General features: G+C 47.0%; 15 protein-coding genes and 1 pseudogene. 10 read left to right on the top strand and 6 right to left on the bottom strand.

Going from position 1 to position 18,545, the window contains the following annotated elements; translation table 11 throughout:
- Window positions 1-60: 60 nt before the first annotated feature.
- Window positions 61-1,074 (bottom strand): helix-turn-helix transcriptional regulator, encoded by a 1,014-nt coding sequence (locus AB4Z30_RS06705; protein WP_441924557.1) that lies wholly within the window; start codon window positions 1,072-1,074, stop codon window positions 61-63.
- Window positions 1,075-1,217: 143 nt separating this feature from the next.
- On the opposite strand from AB4Z30_RS06705, the gene AB4Z30_RS06700 reads away from it, so the two are divergent.
- On the top strand, window positions 1,218-2,651 hold the full coding sequence (locus AB4Z30_RS06700) for a glycoside hydrolase family 1 protein (RefSeq protein WP_441924555.1): 1,434 nt from the start codon (window positions 1,218-1,220) through the stop codon (window positions 2,649-2,651).
- 179 nt (window positions 2,652-2,830) lie between these two features.
- Here the strand turns inward: AB4Z30_RS06700 and AB4Z30_RS06695 are convergent, their stop codons facing one another.
- Window positions 2,831-3,484 carry a phosphatase PAP2 family protein gene (locus AB4Z30_RS06695; RefSeq protein ID WP_441924553.1) on the bottom strand — a complete coding sequence of 218 codons (654 nt, stop codon included), beginning with the start codon at window positions 3,482-3,484 and terminating at the stop codon, window positions 2,831-2,833.
- A gap of 148 nt (window positions 3,485-3,632) precedes the next feature.
- Here AB4Z30_RS06695 and AB4Z30_RS06690 point away from each other — a divergent pair, with 148 nt between their 5' ends.
- A complete protein-coding gene (locus AB4Z30_RS06690) occupies window positions 3,633-4,202 on the top strand; it encodes a hypothetical protein (RefSeq protein ID WP_441924551.1) in 570 nt (189 codons plus the stop codon).
- Window positions 4,203-4,428: 226 nt separating this feature from the next.
- Here AB4Z30_RS06690 and AB4Z30_RS06685 read toward each other — a convergent pair whose 3' ends face one another.
- A complete protein-coding gene (locus AB4Z30_RS06685; RefSeq protein WP_441924549.1) occupies window positions 4,429-5,208 on the bottom strand; it encodes an AraC family ligand binding domain-containing protein in 780 nt (259 codons plus the stop codon).
- A 30-nt stretch (window positions 5,209-5,238) separates the two neighbouring features.
- Entirely contained in the window at window positions 5,239-5,823 is a 585-nt protein-coding gene (locus tag AB4Z30_RS06680; RefSeq protein WP_441924547.1) for a LysE family translocator, read from the bottom strand.
- A gap of 460 nt (window positions 5,824-6,283) precedes the next feature.
- Here AB4Z30_RS06680 and AB4Z30_RS06675 point away from each other — a divergent pair, with 460 nt between their 5' ends.
- From AB4Z30_RS06675 to mmsB, 6 genes are all read left to right on the top strand, one after another.
- A complete protein-coding gene (locus tag AB4Z30_RS06675; RefSeq protein ID WP_441924545.1) occupies window positions 6,284-7,297 on the top strand; it encodes a substrate-binding domain-containing protein in 1,014 nt (337 codons plus the stop codon).
- Entirely contained in the window at window positions 7,278-9,251 is a 1,974-nt protein-coding gene (locus AB4Z30_RS06670) for a cache domain-containing sensor histidine kinase (RefSeq protein WP_441924790.1), read from the top strand. Before AB4Z30_RS06675 ends, AB4Z30_RS06670 begins: the two co-directional genes overlap by 20 nt.
- An 8-nt stretch (window positions 9,252-9,259) precedes the next feature.
- Window positions 9,260-10,525: a response regulator transcription factor gene (locus AB4Z30_RS06665; RefSeq protein WP_441924543.1), complete on the top strand. Its 1,266-nt coding sequence runs from the start codon at window positions 9,260-9,262 to the stop codon at window positions 10,523-10,525.
- Window positions 10,526-10,781: 256 nt separating this feature from the next.
- Window positions 10,782-11,867, top strand: a complete 1,086-nt coding sequence (gene chvE, locus AB4Z30_RS06660) for a multiple monosaccharide ABC transporter substrate-binding protein (RefSeq protein WP_441924541.1) — start codon at window positions 10,782-10,784, stop codon at window positions 11,865-11,867.
- A gap of 121 nt (window positions 11,868-11,988) precedes the next feature.
- The gene (gene mmsA / locus AB4Z30_RS06655; protein WP_441924539.1) at window positions 11,989-13,539 is read left to right on the top strand and encodes a multiple monosaccharide ABC transporter ATP-binding protein; all 1,551 of its coding nucleotides are present in this window, start codon (window positions 11,989-11,991) and stop codon (window positions 13,537-13,539) included.
- Window positions 13,523-14,686, top strand: coding sequence for a multiple monosaccharide ABC transporter permease (mmsB, locus tag AB4Z30_RS06650; RefSeq protein ID WP_434749846.1), 1,164 nt, complete (start codon window positions 13,523-13,525; stop codon window positions 14,684-14,686). The genes mmsA and mmsB overlap by 17 nt, the downstream gene beginning before the upstream one ends.
- Before the next feature lie 107 nt (window positions 14,687-14,793).
- Here the strand turns inward: mmsB and AB4Z30_RS06645 are convergent, their stop codons facing one another.
- Together AB4Z30_RS06645 and mgtE are read right to left on the bottom strand one after the other, a co-directional pair.
- A complete protein-coding gene (locus AB4Z30_RS06645) occupies window positions 14,794-15,579 on the bottom strand; it encodes a methyltransferase domain-containing protein (RefSeq protein WP_441924537.1) in 786 nt (261 codons plus the stop codon).
- Between the two features lie 161 nt (window positions 15,580-15,740).
- Window positions 15,741-17,111: a magnesium transporter gene (gene mgtE / locus AB4Z30_RS06640; protein ID WP_441924535.1), complete on the bottom strand. Its 1,371-nt coding sequence runs from the start codon at window positions 17,109-17,111 to the stop codon at window positions 15,741-15,743.
- A 189-nt stretch (window positions 17,112-17,300) separates the two neighbouring features.
- Here mgtE and AB4Z30_RS06635 point away from each other — a divergent pair.
- Together AB4Z30_RS06635 and AB4Z30_RS06630 are read left to right on the top strand one after the other, a co-directional pair.
- A pseudogene (locus AB4Z30_RS06635) lies at window positions 17,301-17,914 on the top strand (DNA alkylation repair protein).
- A gap of 32 nt (window positions 17,915-17,946) precedes the next feature.
- The gene (locus AB4Z30_RS06630; protein ID WP_441924533.1) at window positions 17,947-18,501 is read left to right on the top strand and encodes a methylated-DNA--[protein]-cysteine S-methyltransferase; all 555 of its coding nucleotides are present in this window, start codon (window positions 17,947-17,949) and stop codon (window positions 18,499-18,501) included.
- The last annotated feature ends 44 nt before the right edge of the window (window positions 18,502-18,545 follow it).

The raw sequence follows: 18,545 nt of genomic DNA, 5'->3' as shown, positions 1-18,545 counted from the left end.
TGTGCCTCCCAACATCTTTGAAGTCCTATCGATCCTATAACTATATGGTATATATGCATGCTATATTGTACCATTATCCTCTAAATTATGCCCATCATCTTCCAGTAAATGTACGAGAGCCTCCTGATGTCTACGGAGCAGTTCCCTGCGTACTGTCTTGGGTGCGACTACGGTTACTTTCGAGCCAAAGGACATTAGAAAGGAATACAGCTGTTCACCCTCATCAATCGGAATAGAAACCCTAAGCTTCCCGCCTGGCTCTTGCTGAATCATAGCGGGATCAATCAGGTCATAAACACGATAGGCAATCGTTTGTTCAAACAGAAGTTCGATCGGAAGCTGTTTCTCAGGCGATTGGTTAGACTGTATCTTGAGGTCTTTCTTTCCCCCACGATATGGATATTCTTGGATACTGTCCTCATCCATTGTCGACGTCCGAGTATGTTCATATGAGCCGGGGACAAAGCGAAGTTTCGTAATCCGCTTGATTTTGTACGTGACGAAGCTGTCGGTCGAATTGGATATCACCGGCTGTGTTTGCTTTAAACCCTTGAAATACCATGTATTGTTTTTAAAAATAAGCTTCACCGGCAGTGCCATTTCCTCACTCGCTTCTCCGTTGGAATCGATATAGTGAAACGATAGTAACTGACTTGCGAATATCGCCTGTTTCACCTGATTAAACAGTTGCATCTCTTGCTCGGGAATACTGCCCCATGGGGAGTACTCGAATTCAATCCAGTCCAGTTTATGATCAAAAAGGGTCGTTAATCTGCCCAGCATCCGGGCGCTATTCAGATGAGGAATGGCGCTGACGCTGTACAAGCCCAGCAAAATTTCATTCTGTTCATCCTCGCTCAGCAGCGATTTGTCCATGACATAGTTATCCATCAGATGAATACCGCCGTGTTTGCCCGTTGTTGTATAGACGGGAATACCTGCCGCACTCAGGCGGTCAATGTCCCGGTATACCGTGCGAACCGAAATTTCGAACAGGCGCGCAAGCTCCGGGGCGGTCGTTTTCTTTTTTTCCAGCAATAGCAACAACATTCGGAATAATCGGTTATGTTCCATGACTAAAATTATACCATGACAACCCTTGTCAGGGTATGGGTGTTACACTTGAACTATAACGTTACAGTTTTTAGTGTATTTCAGTGGATTGAAGATCACAGACATGCTCTAGCAGCAGTCTATATTAGAGGAGGAAACGCATTATGAAAATGAAAGACGGATTCTTTTGGGGCGGCGCAACGGCTGCCAATCAGTTTGAAGGCGGATGGAATAAGGACGGCAAAGGGCCAAGCACATCGGATATGATGACAGGCGGAACACATACCACGTCGCGCCGAATTACACCTGTACTTGAAGAGGGCACGTATTATCCGAGCCATGAAGCGGTTGATTTTTATGGACATTATAAAGAAGACATTGCGATGATGGCCGAGATGGGCTTCAAAATGTTCCGCATGTCGATCAACTGGTCTCGCATCTATCCGAACGGTGACGATCTGGAGCCGAACGAAGAAGGTTTGAAGTTCTATGATAACGTCTTTGCTGAGTTGAAAAAACATAACATCGAGCCTTTGGTGACGATCTCCCATTACGAGACACCCTTCGGGCTGACACAAAAATATAACGGCTGGGCTTCTCGTGAAGTAATCGAGTTTTACATCCGCTACTGCACAACCTTGTTCAACCGATATAAGGATCAGGTAAAATACTGGCTGACCTTTAATGAAATCAACTGTCTGACGATGCCGATTGGTGCCTATATGGCAGGTGGATTGTTGTTTGAGGGTAAAGAAACATTGACGGATGGAGTAGATCAGCCGCAGACCCGTTTCCAGGCGCTGCACCATCAATTCGTGGCTAGTGCCAAAGCGGTGAAGTTGGGACATGAGATCAACCCGGATTTCAAAATCGGCTGCATGGTTGCTTTCATGACCACGTATCCGAATACGTGTAACCCTGATGATATTTTGCAGGCGCAAAAGAAGGATCAGCTGACCAATATGATCTGCGGCGACGTGCAGGTTCGGGGAGCATACCCGGGGTTTGCCAAACGTTTCTTCGCAGAAGAAGGGATCGAGATTCAAATGCAACCGGAGGATGAGCAGACGCTACGCGAAGGCTGTGTAGACTTCTATTCCTTCAGTTATTACATGTCTCTTGTAGAAAGTGCGGATGCTTCACTGGATCAAGTGGAAGGCAATTTGGTGGGTGGAATTAAAAATCCATATCTTGAAACCTCCGACTGGGGCTGGCAGATCGATCCGAAAGGACTACGCTACACGCTGAATCACCTGTATGATCGTTATCAAGTACCATTGATGGTCGTGGAAAATGGTCTCGGTGCGGTTGATGTCGTGGAAGAAGACGGTTCCATTCAGGATGACTACCGGATTGATTATCTGAAAGGTCACATTGAGCAGATGAAAGAAGCGGTTGCGGACGGCGTTGACCTGATTGCCTATACGATGTGGGGCTGCATTGACCTTGTAAGTGCGTCAACTGGAGAGATGAAGAAACGTTATGGTTTTATTCATGTCAACAAAGATAATGATGGCAACGGTGATTTGATCCGTACACCGAAGAAAAGCTTCTACTGGTACAAAGATGTGATTGCTTCCAATGGTGAAGACTTGTAATTTGAACGAAGCATATTCTATAAAATTGTGTTCAATTATTAATTCGTAAAAACCCGCTCGTTCCTGTGTTCAGGAATAAGCGGGTTTTTTTGACGTGTGTTAGACTGAATGGGCAGTAAAAGAGTGAAACAACAGGCTCTTACTCTGCAAAGGACACGTAGGCGGGCATCGTGGTTAGGTCAGGCGAAACTTTTGGCTTGTAACTGAGACAGCCTCTGCAAATAACGTCTGTAGAACCAGATGCAAGTGGATAACCAACATCCACTCAGAAAGTAACCACCAACGATGTCACTAGGATAATGTACACCCAGATAAATCCGGCTAATACCAATCATCAAAATAAAGCCCGCACTAGCTGCAATCATACATATACGCCCCGTAAAACTAGGGATATGCTTCCAGATTAGAAAAGCAAGTCCACCATATAGGCTAAACGCAGCCATGGAATGTCCGCTGGGGAAGCTGTATCCGCTCACTTCGATAATGCGGTTAATCGTTGGGCGAGACCGTTGAAACACAAGTTTAAGCAAAGCGTTTAACAGTGTAGAACCGGCAAGTACGCTGGCCAGAAAGAACAGTTCGCGTTTGTGCCGCAGGAATACATAGAGGATTAGCATGACAACGACCGTAATGACAACGACCTGAAGCTCGCTGCCAATCCAGGTGAAAAATTGCATGAATCGAGTCATGCCAGGCGACTCCATACCTTGGATTAAGTCGATCAGCACAGCATCAAAACGATGAATTTGGTTATCGCTGATGGAGAGTGCAATCGTGATAAATGCGAGCATGCATAACGCTGCAACCAGCAGTGGGATTGAGATTTTTTTCATGTAAGTGTGCTTCAAATGTTGAGTTCCTCCGTGATGTCGATGTCTTTAACATAGTGTTAACATTCTACAATAAAACAAACAAAAACGAAAATGGAGCGTTAATTAAGATAAAGGCAGTTTAAAGGGTAACTCAACAGGGGGCGAAGAGATGAGAAGAATCATCACGACCGTATTGGTTCTGATGTTGTGTGCAACAAGTGTGATCGTTTGGCCGGGGGAGCGGGCATATGCATGCAGTTGTGTGGATTCGAATGCCAAGGAGAAGCTGGAAAAGTACACTACGGTATTTACGGGAAAAGTAGTGGAGATCGGAGGTGGCTCCATATTCAGCAGTAAGCAATATAAGAAATATACGCTCGATGTGGATACAGCCTGGAAGGGTGTAGATGCAAAACAGATGACGATCTTGATCGGTAGTATGGGGGCGGATTCCTGCGGAACAACGCTGGTGAAAGATCAGTCCTATCTCATCTTTGCTCATCAGAATAATAAGGATGGAAAGCTGCACAGCAGTCTATGCAGCGGCAATCTGCAGCTGGAACAGGCGGGAGAGGCGATAAATATGCTGGGTAAAGGCACTCCTGTAAGCCCGGATGATTTCAGGAATAGCAGCGGATATCGCAATCCGTGGATGATTGTGCTTTATGGCGGAGGGGCGGTTGTATTACTTGTACTCTTAGGTGGCTGGCTTCGGAGAAGGAAGCGGCGGAGAATCTAATGTGTTGGCATTGTCTATGGTATCACTATGGCATCATAGTTGACAGGTTTGAGGGCAGCGAATCGAAGGAACAGAAGCGGCAATGAGCAAGTTTAAAGTGGAGTTTGCCAAAAAAAATCCCCTTATGGACGTGAGCACGTTCTGTAAGGGGATTTGCACTTTTTGACTCAAGGTAAACTCTGTTCGTTTTTATTCGAATATCCATTCATGATGTTTAACCTTATTACTAGCGTTGGAGCTGTAACATATACTCATAAGCGGTAACACCGAATACTCGCTTGAAATGTCTGTTCAGGTGTGTGAGATCCACGAAGCCGCAGTCGGCGACAGCGGTGTAGATGTCTTTGTGTTTTTCAAGGGATTGGCGGGCATGCTCGACCTTACAGTTCAGGAAAAATTGATAGGGTGATATTCCGGCATGAGCCTTGAATTCACGGATAAACTGAAACTTGGACAGGCCGAATTCAGCAGACAGATCATCCAGTTTCAGTACGTCAGCGGTGCTGCAAAACATGATCTCTTTTGCTTTGCGAACAATACTGTCCTGAGGTTTCCAGAGCTTTGCGGGCTGTTCTTCCTGGGCGAGCATTTGTACCAGATCATATAGGCGCGTGCTGCACTCCGCCTCATCTTGTCTGTGCTGAACGGCATCGTTCAGCATCAGAATGCTTCGGGCAAGCTTCGGATCATAGACGATAGGGCTGGTGAAGCGCAGTTCTTTTTTGCCCATAATCTCCTCGACTAATTCGGGTCTCAAATAGAGCATCACATAGTCGATGCCCTCTCGATCATAGGAACTTCCATCATGGAACTGTTCCCGGTTAAACAGCATGACACCATTCGGATGTGAGGCTTGATAATGACCGTCCAGATGATATTGCTGAATGCCGCGCAGCGTTACACCTACGGCATATTCCTCATGGCAATGCTTTTTATAAGTAAAATCGGTGAAGCTGGCGGACAGAGCCAGCACGTCTTCCGATCTTCTGTAGCTAAACTGTTCCATACCGCACACCTCCGCAGATTGAGTAAGTTGTTAGATAAGACCGGACACAATAATAGCTGAGTATATCAAAAAGAGGGCCATCAGCATACTGCATGTTCGCTGGTATCGATTCAGCAGGGATCGAAAGACAGTACCGAACACTACCCAGCTGGAGTATGCCAGAAAACCAATACATGTAATCAGCATCACATAGAAGAACGCAGACCAGGATTCTGCAGCGACGTAAGGAAGTACATAGGCTGGAATGACGGTAAATGTAAACAGCACCACCTTGGGATTGACAAATTGCATCATCACACCGTTCCAAAAGCCTAATATGGCTTGGGGAGCGGCTTCAGTAGAGCCCATTCGATAGACCTGATACGCGAGGTACAGCATGTAGATGCTACCAATGATCTGCATGACTTGTAGTATATTCGGCAAGATGTCAGCAAGAAGCTGATTCAGAAAAGCAGAAGCGGTAAGTAGTAATCCAAAAGCCAGCGTCGCTCCCCAGACATAAGGCATGGTGCGGCGTGCGCCTACTTTTTGTGTGGAGGAGAGAATGACAATATTGCTGGGGCCGGGTGTAAATGTGACAACGATACAGTAGATTAAAAAAGATAATATATTCATCTGGAGCTCCTTCTTCGATGCTAGGTTTAAATTGAACGATCATCGTCGTAATCATAAGACAATGCAGACCAGAGCTATAGTACATTATTGCAGCGGAGCTTGAGATCATGAGGCGTTTTTCTCCTGATCAGTGCGCTCTCTATAAAAGTTGTGCGTATTTTATTTACACGTTAACGGAGAGGACAGAAAAAACCTGAAAAAGCGAAGCGTTCGCCTAAAAGCTTTCTGCAAGAAAGCTACATCGGAAGCATACGCTTATCACCGGATTTTCCCCTTTGAAAAAGGGAATCAAAAAAATCTGGGGATAACAGCGATTGGAAGGTTATTCTGTCATCGGAGTGGACTGTGTAAATCTTTAGTCAACTTATATAGAGGTTCCCTTTTTGAATGATTGCGTTTACAATCTATAACGGAGTGAGGGTGTACAAATAGACATAAACCACTTGAGGAAGTGAACGAGATGAAAAAAATGCTGCTGATCTATATTGTGTTGATTGCGGCGTTTGCATTGTATGTATTGAGATTTGAATATACCAGTCAGGTGAACAGCTCGTGGGAGAACCGTGGACTTCGCGGTGATCTGGGTGAGACGTACATGATGATTACGTTTCAGTCCGGGCTGGAATATTGGAAGAGTCCACTGAAAGGTTTTGAGGATGCCGCGGATGCGCTGGGCGTGACCGTCGAATATCGCGGGGCTACACGGTATGATGCCAAAGAGCAGATCACGGTAATTGAGCAGGCCATTGCGCGTAAACCTGCAGGCATTGCTATATCCGCAATCGATCCAAAATCATTAATTCCAGCGATCAATAAAGCTGTGGAAGCGGATATTCCTGTGGTCCTGTTCGATGCAGATGCACCAGGGAGTCAGGCATATTCCTTTTTGGGAACAAATAATTACAAAGCAGGCGTAACGGCAGCGGACAAAATGGCCGAGCTGCTCGGTCGTGAAGGAGAAGTCGCTGTAATAACGTCGCCGGGACAACAGAACCATGAGGAACGTACCAACGGATTCCGCGAAACAATTCGGAAACGATACCCTTCTATGCAGGTTGTTGAAATCGCAGATGGACATGGAGATGTGTTGAAATCCCGGGATGAAACGATCCGGATGATGAAGGCACATCCGAAGCTGGCGGGTATATTTGTCACCGAGGCAACGGGAGGCGCCGGAGCCGGGGAAGCGGTACAAAATGCCAATTCAGGCAATGGTCAGAAGCTGCACATCATTTCTTTTGACACAAATAAAGCAACACTCGATCTGATCCAAAATGGTACGATATCCGCTACGATTGCACAAGGGACCTGGAACATGGGATATTGGTCGCTCCAATATCTGTTCCATCTGCACCATCACTTGACTGTACCTGCACCTTCGCCTTCAGGGGAAAATGCACCGCTGCCTGTAACGGTAGACACGGGGATCTCTGTTGTGATACGTTCGAATGTGGATGATTATTATGCCAAATAATCAGAAAACCTGGCGCTCTGTAATGGGGAATGGTCTACGTCGCTTGCGTCTGCGCAACATGCCGTTACGGTATCAGCTGATGCTGCTGTTTTTACTTTTTGCGATTGTGCCATCTGTAGGCTTGGGTCTGCTCGTGAATTGGACGGTAGAACGGGTGGTGGAGCGGCAGGTTGAAGGTCATACGATGCAACTGATTGGCAAGGTCAATGAAGCGCTGAATACCAAGATGGAAAACTTGCAAAATATGACATACCTGATTGCGTTTGAACCGGATGTCAATGCATTCATGGATAATAAGATTAGCGGAGATGGAGACGGAGGCAAACGTGAAATCGAACCCGAACGAATCAAACCTCCAGCCAATCAAGTTTACACGGAATCCGAGCAGAATCGGTTGTATGGCATCAAGCAGACCTTGCAAGGATTCACCACGTTATACCCGGAGATAGCCGGCATCGTGCTTGTGAACAGTAACGGTGACTATATTAGCAACGAGATGTACCCTCGAACGGAGCAGCGTTTGACCCGGGAAGATTGGTATCAAAAAGCTGCAGTGCAACCAGGTATTTTCACGGTGCTTGGTCAACCGCAGGAACGCAACATGACAACCCATGTGCGGTATAAAAACGATGAGATCGTATCGGTTGCCCGCTCTGTCACGGATGAAACAACCGGTCTAGTGAAGGGAGCCGTGCTGATTGACCTTAAGCTGAGGTCTGTCTCACAGGCAGCACGTAATGTGACACTTGGTAAATCCGGGTATGTCATGGTTACGGATGCAGCAGGACAAAGTGTATACAAACCGGAGCATCCGTTAATTGAACAGATCCCGACGAGCTGGTTTGCTTCTGGGGAGAGTGGAACGTTTACGAAAGAGGTGGATAGCGAGACATTATTATTCATGTTTCAGTCATCTACCTTTACAGGTTGGAGAACGGTAGGGGTATTCCCGACCAAAGAGTCCATATCCGAGGTGCGGCAGATTCAGTTTTACGTGGTCAGCTTTGTCTTTGTGGTGTGTCTGTTTGGTCTGAGTGCATCCTTATGGTTTTCGCGTTCGATTGCCCAACCGATTTTCCGGTTGATGTCATATATGCGAAGGGCAGAGACGGGTAATCTCAGTGCAGGCCGCTGGAGTGATCGGGCAGATGAGATCGGTATGCTGGGCAACAGCTTTAACCGAATGCTCAGTCAGATTCGTCAGCTAATCTCGCTGAATGAGCTACGGGAGCGACAGAAACGGGATGCGGAGATGCGTAGCTTACAGGAGCATATCAAACCTCATTTTTTATATAATACACTGGATACGATTCACTGGATGGCTCGAAAAGAAGGGGCTGACGGTGTGTCCGATATGGCCTCTGCCTTGTCCCGTTTGTTCCGGATCGGGCTGAGCAAGGGTCAGGATTATATTCCGCTACACTCGGAGCTGGAGCATATCAACAGTTATTTGCAGATTCAGCAGACAAGGTACCGTGATCGCCTTCAATGTACCGTAGATGTTCCGGAAGAATTGCAGAACTTGTATGTGCTCAAGCTGTTGCTCCAACCATTGGTGGAAAATGCAATTTACCATGGTATTAAAGGTAGACGTGGCCCAGGTCATATTGTCATTAAAGGGAAGGTACAGCAGGGGCGACTTCATCTGACGATTCAGGACGATGGAGCCGGAATGACAAGGGAGCGGCTCGCGGAGATGCTGCAACTGCTTGATATGCCTATGGAGAGTCTGGAATCGACTTCACCGGAGTGGACAGGCAAAAGTTATGGGATGCTGAATGTACAGGCACGATTACGATTATCATTCGGTAGTGACTATGGGATTTTACTGGACAGCAGGCAGGGCGAAGGAACCCGCGTTACGATTGTTCATCCACTGATGCGGGAACTGCCTGCAACAATACTTCCCGAGGTTGAACCCCGTGATAACCAAGATCGACAAGAGAAGGAGTGAAGAAGGCTGTGGAATATACAGTGACACCCGTCAATTCGAATGCAACGGATAAGTTGTATCGTGTGTTGATTGCCGACGATGAGCCGATCATTCGGGAAGGTATCCGGGAAGCCATGGATTGGACTGCACTCGGTATGGAGGTTGTCGGCGAAGCCGAAGATGGTGAAGAAGCACTTGAACGGGCAGTTGAGCTAAACGTAAATGTCGTACTGGTCGATATGAATATGCCTTTTCTGAATGGTATTGGACTGATTCGCGCTTTACAGGAACAGTGTCCCGGCGTTCGTTATTTGATCATATCAGGACATGATGAATTCGCTTATGCTCAGGAAGCGGTTCGTCTTGGGGTGGAGGATTACATTCTGAAACCTGTACAAGCAGACCAGTTGAAAGTAGCACTTGAGCGGTTACGTCAGCGATTGGATGAGGAACATCAACGGACAGCATATGTCAGACAGGCGGCAGAGCAGATTGAACGGAATATTCCGCTGTTAAGGCAGCGATTTTGTCAGGAGTGGATGGGGGGGCAGGCAGGTGGTAAAAACCTGACCGAGCAGCTTTCATTTCTGCATCTGCCGTTTGAATTGCCTGTTCAAGTTGGTGTTGTACGCTGGCCAGCTGCGGAAGCACGTCAGACGATACTGCGAGAGAATGATCGTCAGTTGTTCCTGTTCGCCGTGGAAAATATCATTGCGGAGTTGCTCGGAGATCGTCCGCATGTGCTCTTCCGCGATGCCAGCAGTGTCATTGGTATTTGTCTGTGGCAGGAGGCCCCAGAAGATATTGCATCATTGTTGGAGCAGCAGATCAGTGCTTGTCTGAATATTTCAGTTCATGCCCATGTTGAACCTCATTTCGGTTCGCTGGAAGAGGTGCCGGACACGTATCGGCATTGCCGTGAGCAAGTATATGAAGAAGTGAAGCTTTCACCGCTCGTTCGCAGAGCACGGCAGTTGATTCAGGAAGAGTACGCTGAACGGGAGCTGACACTGGAATCGCTGGCATCCCGTTTGCAGGTGTCGGCCGTGTATCTCAGTCGTGTATTAAAAAAAGAACTGAACGATTCCTTCGTTACACTGGTCACTCGTGCACGCATACGTAAGGCTGCACAGTTGCTGGACTCCACTTCACTTCCGATTCACTCGATTGCCGAACGAGTAGGATATGATACGCAGCATTATTTCAGCACAGCGTTCAAAAAAACAATGGGCATCTCCCCTGCCCAGTATCGTAAAAATGGCGGAACGGACAATTCGTCCGCAGGCCCGATGTAGACATTTCACATTGTGAAACATAAAAACCAACCCACCGTTTAAAGGCTAATCGCCTGCGGTGGGTTTTTCGTTGTTTGTTTCCATCAAAAGTTAAATTTTTATAAAAAAGGTTCAAAACCTGCAAAGACCCCGCAGGTTGTGAAATGCTACCATGGGATGCAGAGAGGAACAATAAGCAGCAAGATACTCCATGTGTTGTAAGCGTTATCTTAAGAATTAAAACGAACGCGATGACGTGAAGAAAGGGGAACTTCATATGAAAAAAGGAGCAACACTCATCTGGCTTCTAATCATGGCCTTGATGCTCTCGGCCTGTAATCTGGCTGAAAGTGATGTAGGTAGCAAGGAAAAAGGATATGTCGGCATATCCATGCCTACCAAATCATCAGAACGCTGGGTGGGCGACGGAGAGAATATGGTTCGTTTGTTTCAGGAGCAAGGTTACAAAACAGATCTTCAGTACGCCGAAGATGTAGTTGAGAATCAAATCTCACAGATTGAAAACATGATTACCAAAGGTGTCGACGTGATGGTCATCGCTTCTGTTGATGGCAACACGCTGACCGATGTCATCAAGAAGGCACATGACGAAGGCATACAGGTCATCTCGTATGACCGACTTATTCGTAACACGCCATATCTGACTTACTATGCTACGTTTGACAACTTTAAAGTCGGGGTGCTGCAAGCCTCCTACATTGAGCAGAAGCTTGGGCTTAAAGATGGCAAGGGGCCATTTAACATTGAGCTGTTTGGCGGATCACCGGATGACAACAATGCATACTTTTTCTTCGACGGTGCAATGTCTGTACTGAAGCCATATATCGATTCTGGCAAGCTAGTCGTCCGCAGTAAACAGATGACGATGGCTCAAATTGCCACACTGCGCTGGGACGGGGCTTTGGCCCAATCACGGATGGATAACCTGCTGAGTGCTTACTATTCAGGCGATAATCTCGATGCCGTGTTATCTCCCTATGACGGAATCAGTATCGGGATCATCTCATCTCTGAAAGGAATTGGCTACGGCAAGCCGAACAAACCACTTCCGGTTATTACGGGGCAGGATGCGGAACTGGCATCCATCAAGTCCATTGTGGCTGGGGAACAGACACAGACGGTCTTCAAGGACACACGTAAGCTCGCAGAGAAAACGGTGGAGATGGCTAATAGCATTTTGCAAGGAAAACAAGCAGAGGTTAATGATACGGAATCATATAACAACGGTTTAATGGTTGTTCCGGCATATCTGCTCGACCCGATATCTGTGGATCGAACCAATGTGGAAAAAGATATTGTAGGCAGCAAGTATTACACGAAAGAAGAAATAGGATTGCCTTAAAGGTACATCCAGGAAGAGAGAAGGCTGCCGTAAGATACGATGCAAGTGATCGGGCTAGCGTAAAGCGTGGAGCAAAAGATCGGCTTGTTATAACGCATAACCCAGGAAAGGAGCACATGCCATGACGGACATCATTCTTGAAATGAAGAACATAACGAAAACGTTCCCAGGAGTTAAAGCGCTCGGGAACGTCAACCTGAAGATCCGGGAAGGCGAAATTCATTCCATATGCGGAGAGAATGGAGCTGGCAAATCTACACTGATGAAGGTACTGAGCGGAGTATACCCGCATGGAAGCTATGAAGGGGACATTTTGTTCCGCGGTAAGACATGTGAATTCAAAGATATCAAGCAGAGCGAGGATCTGGGCATTGTCATTATTCATCAGGAGCTGGCGCTGATCCCGTATCTCTCCATTGCGGAAAATATATATCTGGGCAATGAACGCGCAAGCAAAGGCATTGTGAATTGGAAGGAAACCTTTGTTGGGACACGTGAACTACTTGGCAAAGTAGGTCTGAATGAAAACCCGAACACACTGGTATCCAGCATCGGAGTAGGTAAGCAACAACTGGTTGAAATTGCGAAAGCGCTCTCCAAAAAAGTGCGTCTGCTGATCCTTGATGAGCCTACCGCAGCGTTGAATGAAGACGACAGTGAGAATTTGCTGCAACTGATGCTGGAATTCAAAAAGCAGGGCATCGCCTGTATCCTTATCTCTCACAAGCTGAACGAGGTGTCCAAGGTTTCGGATGCGGTGACGATTCTGAGGGACGGCAAAACGATTGAAACGCTTGATATGAAAAAGGACAACGTCACCGAGGATCGCATCATCAGCGGAATGGTTGGACGGGATCTGACGAGCCGCTACCCTGAACGTCATGCCACGGTTGGTGACGTGGTGCTGGAAGTGAAAGACTGGACGGTGTATCACGAGCATCAGGCCGAGCGTAAGGTGCTCGATCAGATCAACATGAACATCAGACGTGGCGAGATCGTAGGGATCGCGGGACTGATGGGAGCAGGACGTACAGAGCTTGCGATGAGTATTTTCGGCAAATCGTATGGTCGCAACATCTCGGGACAACTGATCAAGGATGGCAAGCCCATTCAGAACAACAGTGTGACCGAGGCGATTCAGAATGGTTTTGCCTATGTGACGGAGGATCGCAAGGAATATGGACTTATTTTGATGGATGATATCAAACGCAACATTTCACTCACCGGACTTGGCAAACTGACCCGTAATGCCGTTGTGAACGAGCAGGAGGAAGTGTTGGTTGCGGAAGAGATGAAAAAAAGCATGAACATCAAGGCACCGAACATCCTGCAGAAAACAGGCAATCTGAGCGGAGGTAACCAGCAGAAGGTGGTGCTGAGCAAATGGATTTTTGCCGGACCGGATATTCTCATTCTGGATGAGCCGACGCGGGGAATCGACGTGGGTGCCAAGTTCGAAATTTATACGATTATCCACCGGCTTGCTGCCGAAGGCAAGGGTGTGCTGGTGATTTCATCAGAGCTGCCAGAGGTTCTCGGCCTGTGTGACCGGATTTATGTGATGAATGCCGGACGAATCACGGGTGAAGTCAACCGGGAGCAGGCATCGCAAGAAACACTGATGAGATATATGACCAAGTCTGGAGGCGGTAAGCATGGAAACGGTAACTAAACTGTTCAAAAATAATATACGTCAATATGGCATGATCATTGCCCTCGTTGTCATTATGATTCTCTTTGAGGTACTGACGAGCGGGCTGCTGCTCAAGCCAATTAATATCACGAACCTGATTTTGCAAAATAGCTACATTCTGGTCCTCGCCATTGGTATGGTGCTGGTCATCATCACGGGACATATCGACTTGTCCGTCGGTTCGATTGCGGCCTTTGTCGGCGCCGTAGCCGCCATCATGATGGTGGATTGGCAGCTTCCAGCTTGGCTAGCAGTTATTGCTTCCCTGCTGGTGGGTGCGCTGATTGGCGCATGGCAAGGCTTCTGGATCGCGTATGTGCGGATTCCCGCCTTCATCGTTACGCTCGCCGGCATGTTGCTCTTCCGTGGTCTGACGATGATTGTACTGGAAGGGCAGTCTATTTCTCCTTTCCCTGCCGGTTTCCAGAAAATCAGCTCCGGTTTCCTGCCAGATGTTCAATTCTCGGGTCTGGGTCTGGTGTCCATCATTGTGGGGATTGCACTCACGATCTGGTACATTGTGAATGAACTGCGGGAACGAGCTTCCCAGCGTAAGTATGGCTTTGAAGTGGTATCGCAAGGACTGTTCCTGCTCAAGCTGATTGTGGTAGCAGCAGTAACCAACCTGTTCACGTTTGTACTGGCAAGTTATGCGGGTATTCCGAACATTCTGGTGCTCCTGTTTGTTCTGATCGTGGTGTATTCCTTTGTCATGAATCGTACGGTTATGGGACGTCATGTGTATGCACTTGGCGGCAATGAGAAGGCAGCCGGACTGTCTGGTGTTAAAACGAAAAAAGTGACCTTCTGGGTGTTTGTCAACATGGGTACACTAGCTGCTGTATCTGGTCTGATCTTCGCTGCGCGTCTGAATGCGGCTACGCCAAGAGCGGGTACCAACTTTGAGCTGGATGCCATCGCAGCCTGCTTCATCGGTGGAGCGTCAGCTTCCGGCGGTATTGGAACCGTTTTTGGTGCAATTATCGGTGGTCTGGTCATGGGTGTACTGAACAATGGTATGTCCCTGATCGGCCTAGGTATCGACTGGCAGCAAGGAATCAAAGGATTGGTATTGCTGCTGGCAGTGGCATTTGATATCTATAATAAAAATAAACGAGCTGCTTAAATCATAACAGCTGGTTCGGAGCTCGCTCCGACAGGTTTTATGAGATGCCGTAAATTTGAAATATGGAGTTAGTGAAAAGGCTTGGCATGTGCCAAGCCTTTTTGTCTTTATTTTGTAACCGCAATCCACAACGTCCATGAGTCCTTCTCAATAATTGCATCATCAGCACGGTTTTTAAGTTTGCTGTTAATAAACACAATCAGCTCTCCGAGCTCATGGTCTGTTAATTCATGAAGAATAGAGCGTCCAGTCCGCTGCGCCAGATCGCTATTCAATGCAGCTATGTTCTGGTGAACAGATCTAGTCTCCCAAAGCTGCACGGTTTTAAGGATCACGAATCCATTAGAATCAAGCGATTTTTGGACTTCAGCGGCTTCGTGCCGACGGGAGCGTTCCATGTCAATCAATTTAGGATACTTTTCGAAGAAGTAACCCCTAATATGATTTCCATCCCCTGGCATTAAACAATCTTCCGGTGTTCTGTCTTGAATGATGAATACACCACCACCAGGTTTCAGGATCCGCTTAGCTTCTTGAAAACAGCTGTCCAAATCATGCAAATGATGTATGAGCGCTCTTTCTAAGACAATATCAAATGTATGGTCTGGAAGTCCCGAGTTGTAGGCATTCCCTTGTTGCAATGTGACATTGCTCAGATTCTCACAATGTCGAGCAGCTCCTTGTAACATCTCATTTGAAAAGTCTACTCCAGTAACATGGGCTGCCCCTGAGCTTGCTAAAGCTTTAGTATAAATCCCTCCGCCGCAGCCGATGTCAACAATTTCTTTACCGGCTATGCCTACATGCTGCTTAATCAAAGATAACCAAGATACATCGGCAGTTCTGGTTGTGTACGTCATTCTGTTTCGTTTATCGTGAAAATTAATTGGCATTCAAACCACCTCTTGTTCCGTTCTGTGAAACATGGTTTCAATAAGTGATGTGCCTTTACAATACCATAATTATCTTCATCGTCAAGAGGCGCTGGTTTAAATATACATTTTTGAATTAGAGACGGCTTGCTTAATTTAAACCGACCCTTACACAGTAGGATTCACATCAGTGCGCCTATAAAACGTGTAGCAATACCAAAATAGATAAACAGGGAGAGAATATCATTTAACGTCGTAATTAACGGGCCGGATGCCACAGCGGGATCAACCTTGAAACGACTGAGCAAAAGCGGAATGCATGTGCCTGTCAGTGTACCGATGATTAGCGTGAGAAACAGGGAAACACCAATAATCATCCCAAGCAACCAGTCTCCTTGCCACAAATAAGCAATGACCGTAATTAGCAGACCACAGACAAGACCGATCATCGTACCGACTTTAATCTCTCGTCCAATCAGAGCAAGTACCGTTGATTTGTCCAGCTTGCGTCCAATAAGACCGCGTACGACAACAGCTAGGGACTGCGTGCCTGTATTACCCGTCATTCCGGCTATCATGGGCATGAAGAACGCAAGAGCCACAACCTGATTTAACGTATCTTCAAAAAAATCCACAATGCTTCCCGAAATCAAGCCGATCAATAACAGCAAAATAAGCCAGGGCAACCTGCGTCTGACCGCAACGAGCGGTTTGGTATCAAAATCAATATCTTTACCGCCGCCGCCCATTTTGGCGAGGTCTTCACTGGCCTCGTCCATAATGATGTCAATGACGTCATCCATCTGGATGATGCCGCACAGCCTGTTATTCTCATCTACGACCGGAAGGGCGATGAATTCGTAACGCTGTAGCAACTGTGCCGCTTCTTCCTGATCCATATCTACGGTGGCATGAATGACACGTCTGGTCATCAGTTGTTCAACCTTGGTTTTGTCATCGGCCAGAGCAAGCGAGCGATAACTAACAACACCAGCCAGCTTGCCTTCATCGTCTATGACATAAAGGTAACTGGAAGGGGAGAGGTGCAGCGTACCCTGTGATTGCTTCAGTGCTTCCTTCGCTGTGTCGTGGGTGGACAATGTCCGATAGCGGTCGGTCATGATCCGTCCGGCAGTCTCTGGTGGATAGCTGAGTACAGAGCGGATGATGGCGGAGTGATCCAGATTCATGCTGGATAACAATTCTTCCCTGCGTTTCGCTGGCAGATCATGCATGAAGCGAATGAGGTCACTTTTGTCCATCTGTTGCATGACTTCGAGTGTACGTTCCGGTCCGAGTCGTTCAAACAATTCAGCCTGCTCGTGCAGCTTCAGGTTCTCGGCCAGATCGGCAAGTGTATCTGGTTTAAATAGAAGAAGAAAACGATTCTTTTCGTCTTCAGGGAATATTTTATAGATAAGTGAAAGATCATAGGGGCGCAGTTCCTTCACCAGTTTATAGAATTCCGGCAGATTTTGGGACTGTACATGCTGTGTCAACTGCTGGGTGATTTCTTCAACGGAAAGCTCTTTATTGGTTTGAGAACCGTTCATTATTGACAYTCCTTTCCTGAATGGTCAGCTTCATATTTTTAAACGGGAACGCTCTGTTCTTAAACAATGATATGTGTAGTGAAGTGGAAGATATATTGAAATCTTGCTCAAACATTCGAAGTGGGCTTACAAATGAAAGCACTCAGGATATACTTGTTCTACAGCAACAAATGAGGAGGTCGTGTGTCCTTGGAAACCGATATTCGAACGCAACTGCTCAGTCTGGCTGAGCCGGAATACCAGAAATTTTCAGCTTCACTTATTCCGAACATTACAAATGTACTGGGTGTGCGTTTACCCACGATTCGTAAAATAGCCAAACAGATTGCTGCAGCAGACTGGCGAACGTACCTGAATACGGCGCAGGATGAATATTTTGAAGAGGTGATGCTGCAAGCGATGGTGATTGGTCATGTGCAAGCGGATTTGGACGAGTTGCTGACACGCATTGCGGCTTTTGTACCCAAAATCGACAACTGGTCGGTATGTGACAGTTTCTGTGCCGGACTGAAATATACGAAAGTGCATATGGATGCGATGTGGAACTTCATTCAGCCTTATTTGATCAGATTAAACATGAGGCCTATTATGTGAAAATGGCGGTCGCTTGGGCAATATCGATAGCGTATGTGAAACAGCCCGAAGTGACCATGCCTTATTTGAAGCATAATACGCTTGATGATTTTACGTACAACAAGGCGCTACAGAAGATTACGGAATCGTACCGCGTGACACCGGAGGACAAGCAAATGATACGAGGTATGAAACGTAAGGTGAGAAAGCAGACACACACAACCTCTTGATATAAACTCGGGAGAAGAGAAGGTGAATAGTGATGAGGCAAAAGATGATGTACACCACCATGCAGCTGCACGGTGTTTCGTGGAGCTTGCTGGCAACCGAAAAAGGACTTTGTCGCGTGGTGATGCCCAATGAAACGCTGGAGGACTGGCATGGCTGGATCGGAAAAGTTGCTCCTGATACTGAACTTGAAGAGAATGAGCAAGCATTAAGACAGACGGGCATGATGGACTGGCTGAAGTCCTATTTTGCAGGGGAAAAGATCGCCTTCACAGAGGAAATCTCGCTTGACCTGATTGGTACGGAATTTCAACTGAGTGTATGGAAAGCGCTCGGGCGCGTGCCGTATGGAGAGATTCGCACGTATGGAGACATTGCTAGTGCCATTGGTAGACCTTCGGCTGTACGAGCTGTAGGTGCAGCGAACGGGGCGAACCCCATTCCAGTGTTGCTGCCATGCCACCGGATTATTGGTGCCAATCGCAAGCTGACTGGTTTTCGTGGTGGTCTCGAGATGAAGCGCAGGCTGCTGGATCTCGAGCAGATTCAGGGTGTTGAAGATGGAGGGCATGCGAGGTTTGAATTTTAATATCAAGAGGTTTTAATAGTAATATGAAAATTTTTCTTTATATG

The organism is Paenibacillus sp. 2TAF8 (assembly GCF_052114825.1).
GTDB lineage: Bacteria > Bacillota > Bacilli > Paenibacillales > Paenibacillaceae > Paenibacillus.
This window is presented reverse-complemented; position numbering and strand designations above follow the sequence as displayed.

Bases quoted from the DNA above. Each gene is read 5' to 3' on its own strand.
- AB4Z30_RS06705 (WP_441924557.1), bottom strand. From the start codon at position 1,074: ATGGAACATAACCGATTATTCCGAATGTTGTTGCTATTGCTGGAAAAA.
- AB4Z30_RS06700 (WP_441924555.1), top strand. From the start codon at position 1,218: ATGAAAATGAAAGACGGATTCTTTTGGGGCGGCGCAACGGCTGCCAAT.
- AB4Z30_RS06695 (WP_441924553.1), bottom strand. From the start codon at position 3,484: ATGAAAAAAATCTCAATCCCACTGCTGGTTGCAGCGTTATGCATGCTC.
- AB4Z30_RS06690 (WP_441924551.1), top strand. From the start codon at position 3,633: ATGAGAAGAATCATCACGACCGTATTGGTTCTGATGTTGTGTGCAACA.
- AB4Z30_RS06685 (WP_441924549.1), bottom strand. From the start codon at position 5,208: ATGGAACAGTTTAGCTACAGAAGATCGGAAGACGTGCTGGCTCTGTCC.
- AB4Z30_RS06680 (WP_441924547.1), bottom strand. From the start codon at position 5,823: ATGAATATATTATCTTTTTTAATCTACTGTATCGTTGTCACATTTACA.
- AB4Z30_RS06675 (WP_441924545.1), top strand. From the start codon at position 6,284: ATGAAAAAAATGCTGCTGATCTATATTGTGTTGATTGCGGCGTTTGCA.
- AB4Z30_RS06670 (WP_441924790.1), top strand. From the start codon at position 7,278: ATGATTATTATGCCAAATAATCAGAAAACCTGGCGCTCTGTAATGGGG.
- chvE (WP_441924541.1), top strand. From the start codon at position 10,782: ATGAAAAAAGGAGCAACACTCATCTGGCTTCTAATCATGGCCTTGATG.
- mmsA (WP_441924539.1), top strand. From the start codon at position 11,989: ATGACGGACATCATTCTTGAAATGAAGAACATAACGAAAACGTTCCCA.
- mmsB (WP_434749846.1), top strand. From the start codon at position 13,523: ATGGAAACGGTAACTAAACTGTTCAAAAATAATATACGTCAATATGGC.
- AB4Z30_RS06645 (WP_441924537.1), bottom strand. From the start codon at position 15,579: ATGCCAATTAATTTTCACGATAAACGAAACAGAATGACGTACACAACC.
- mgtE (WP_441924535.1), bottom strand. From the start codon at position 17,111: ATGAACGGTTCTCAAACCAATAAAGAGCTTTCCGTTGAAGAAATCACC.
- AB4Z30_RS06630 (WP_441924533.1), top strand. From the start codon at position 17,947: ATGAGGCAAAAGATGATGTACACCACCATGCAGCTGCACGGTGTTTCG.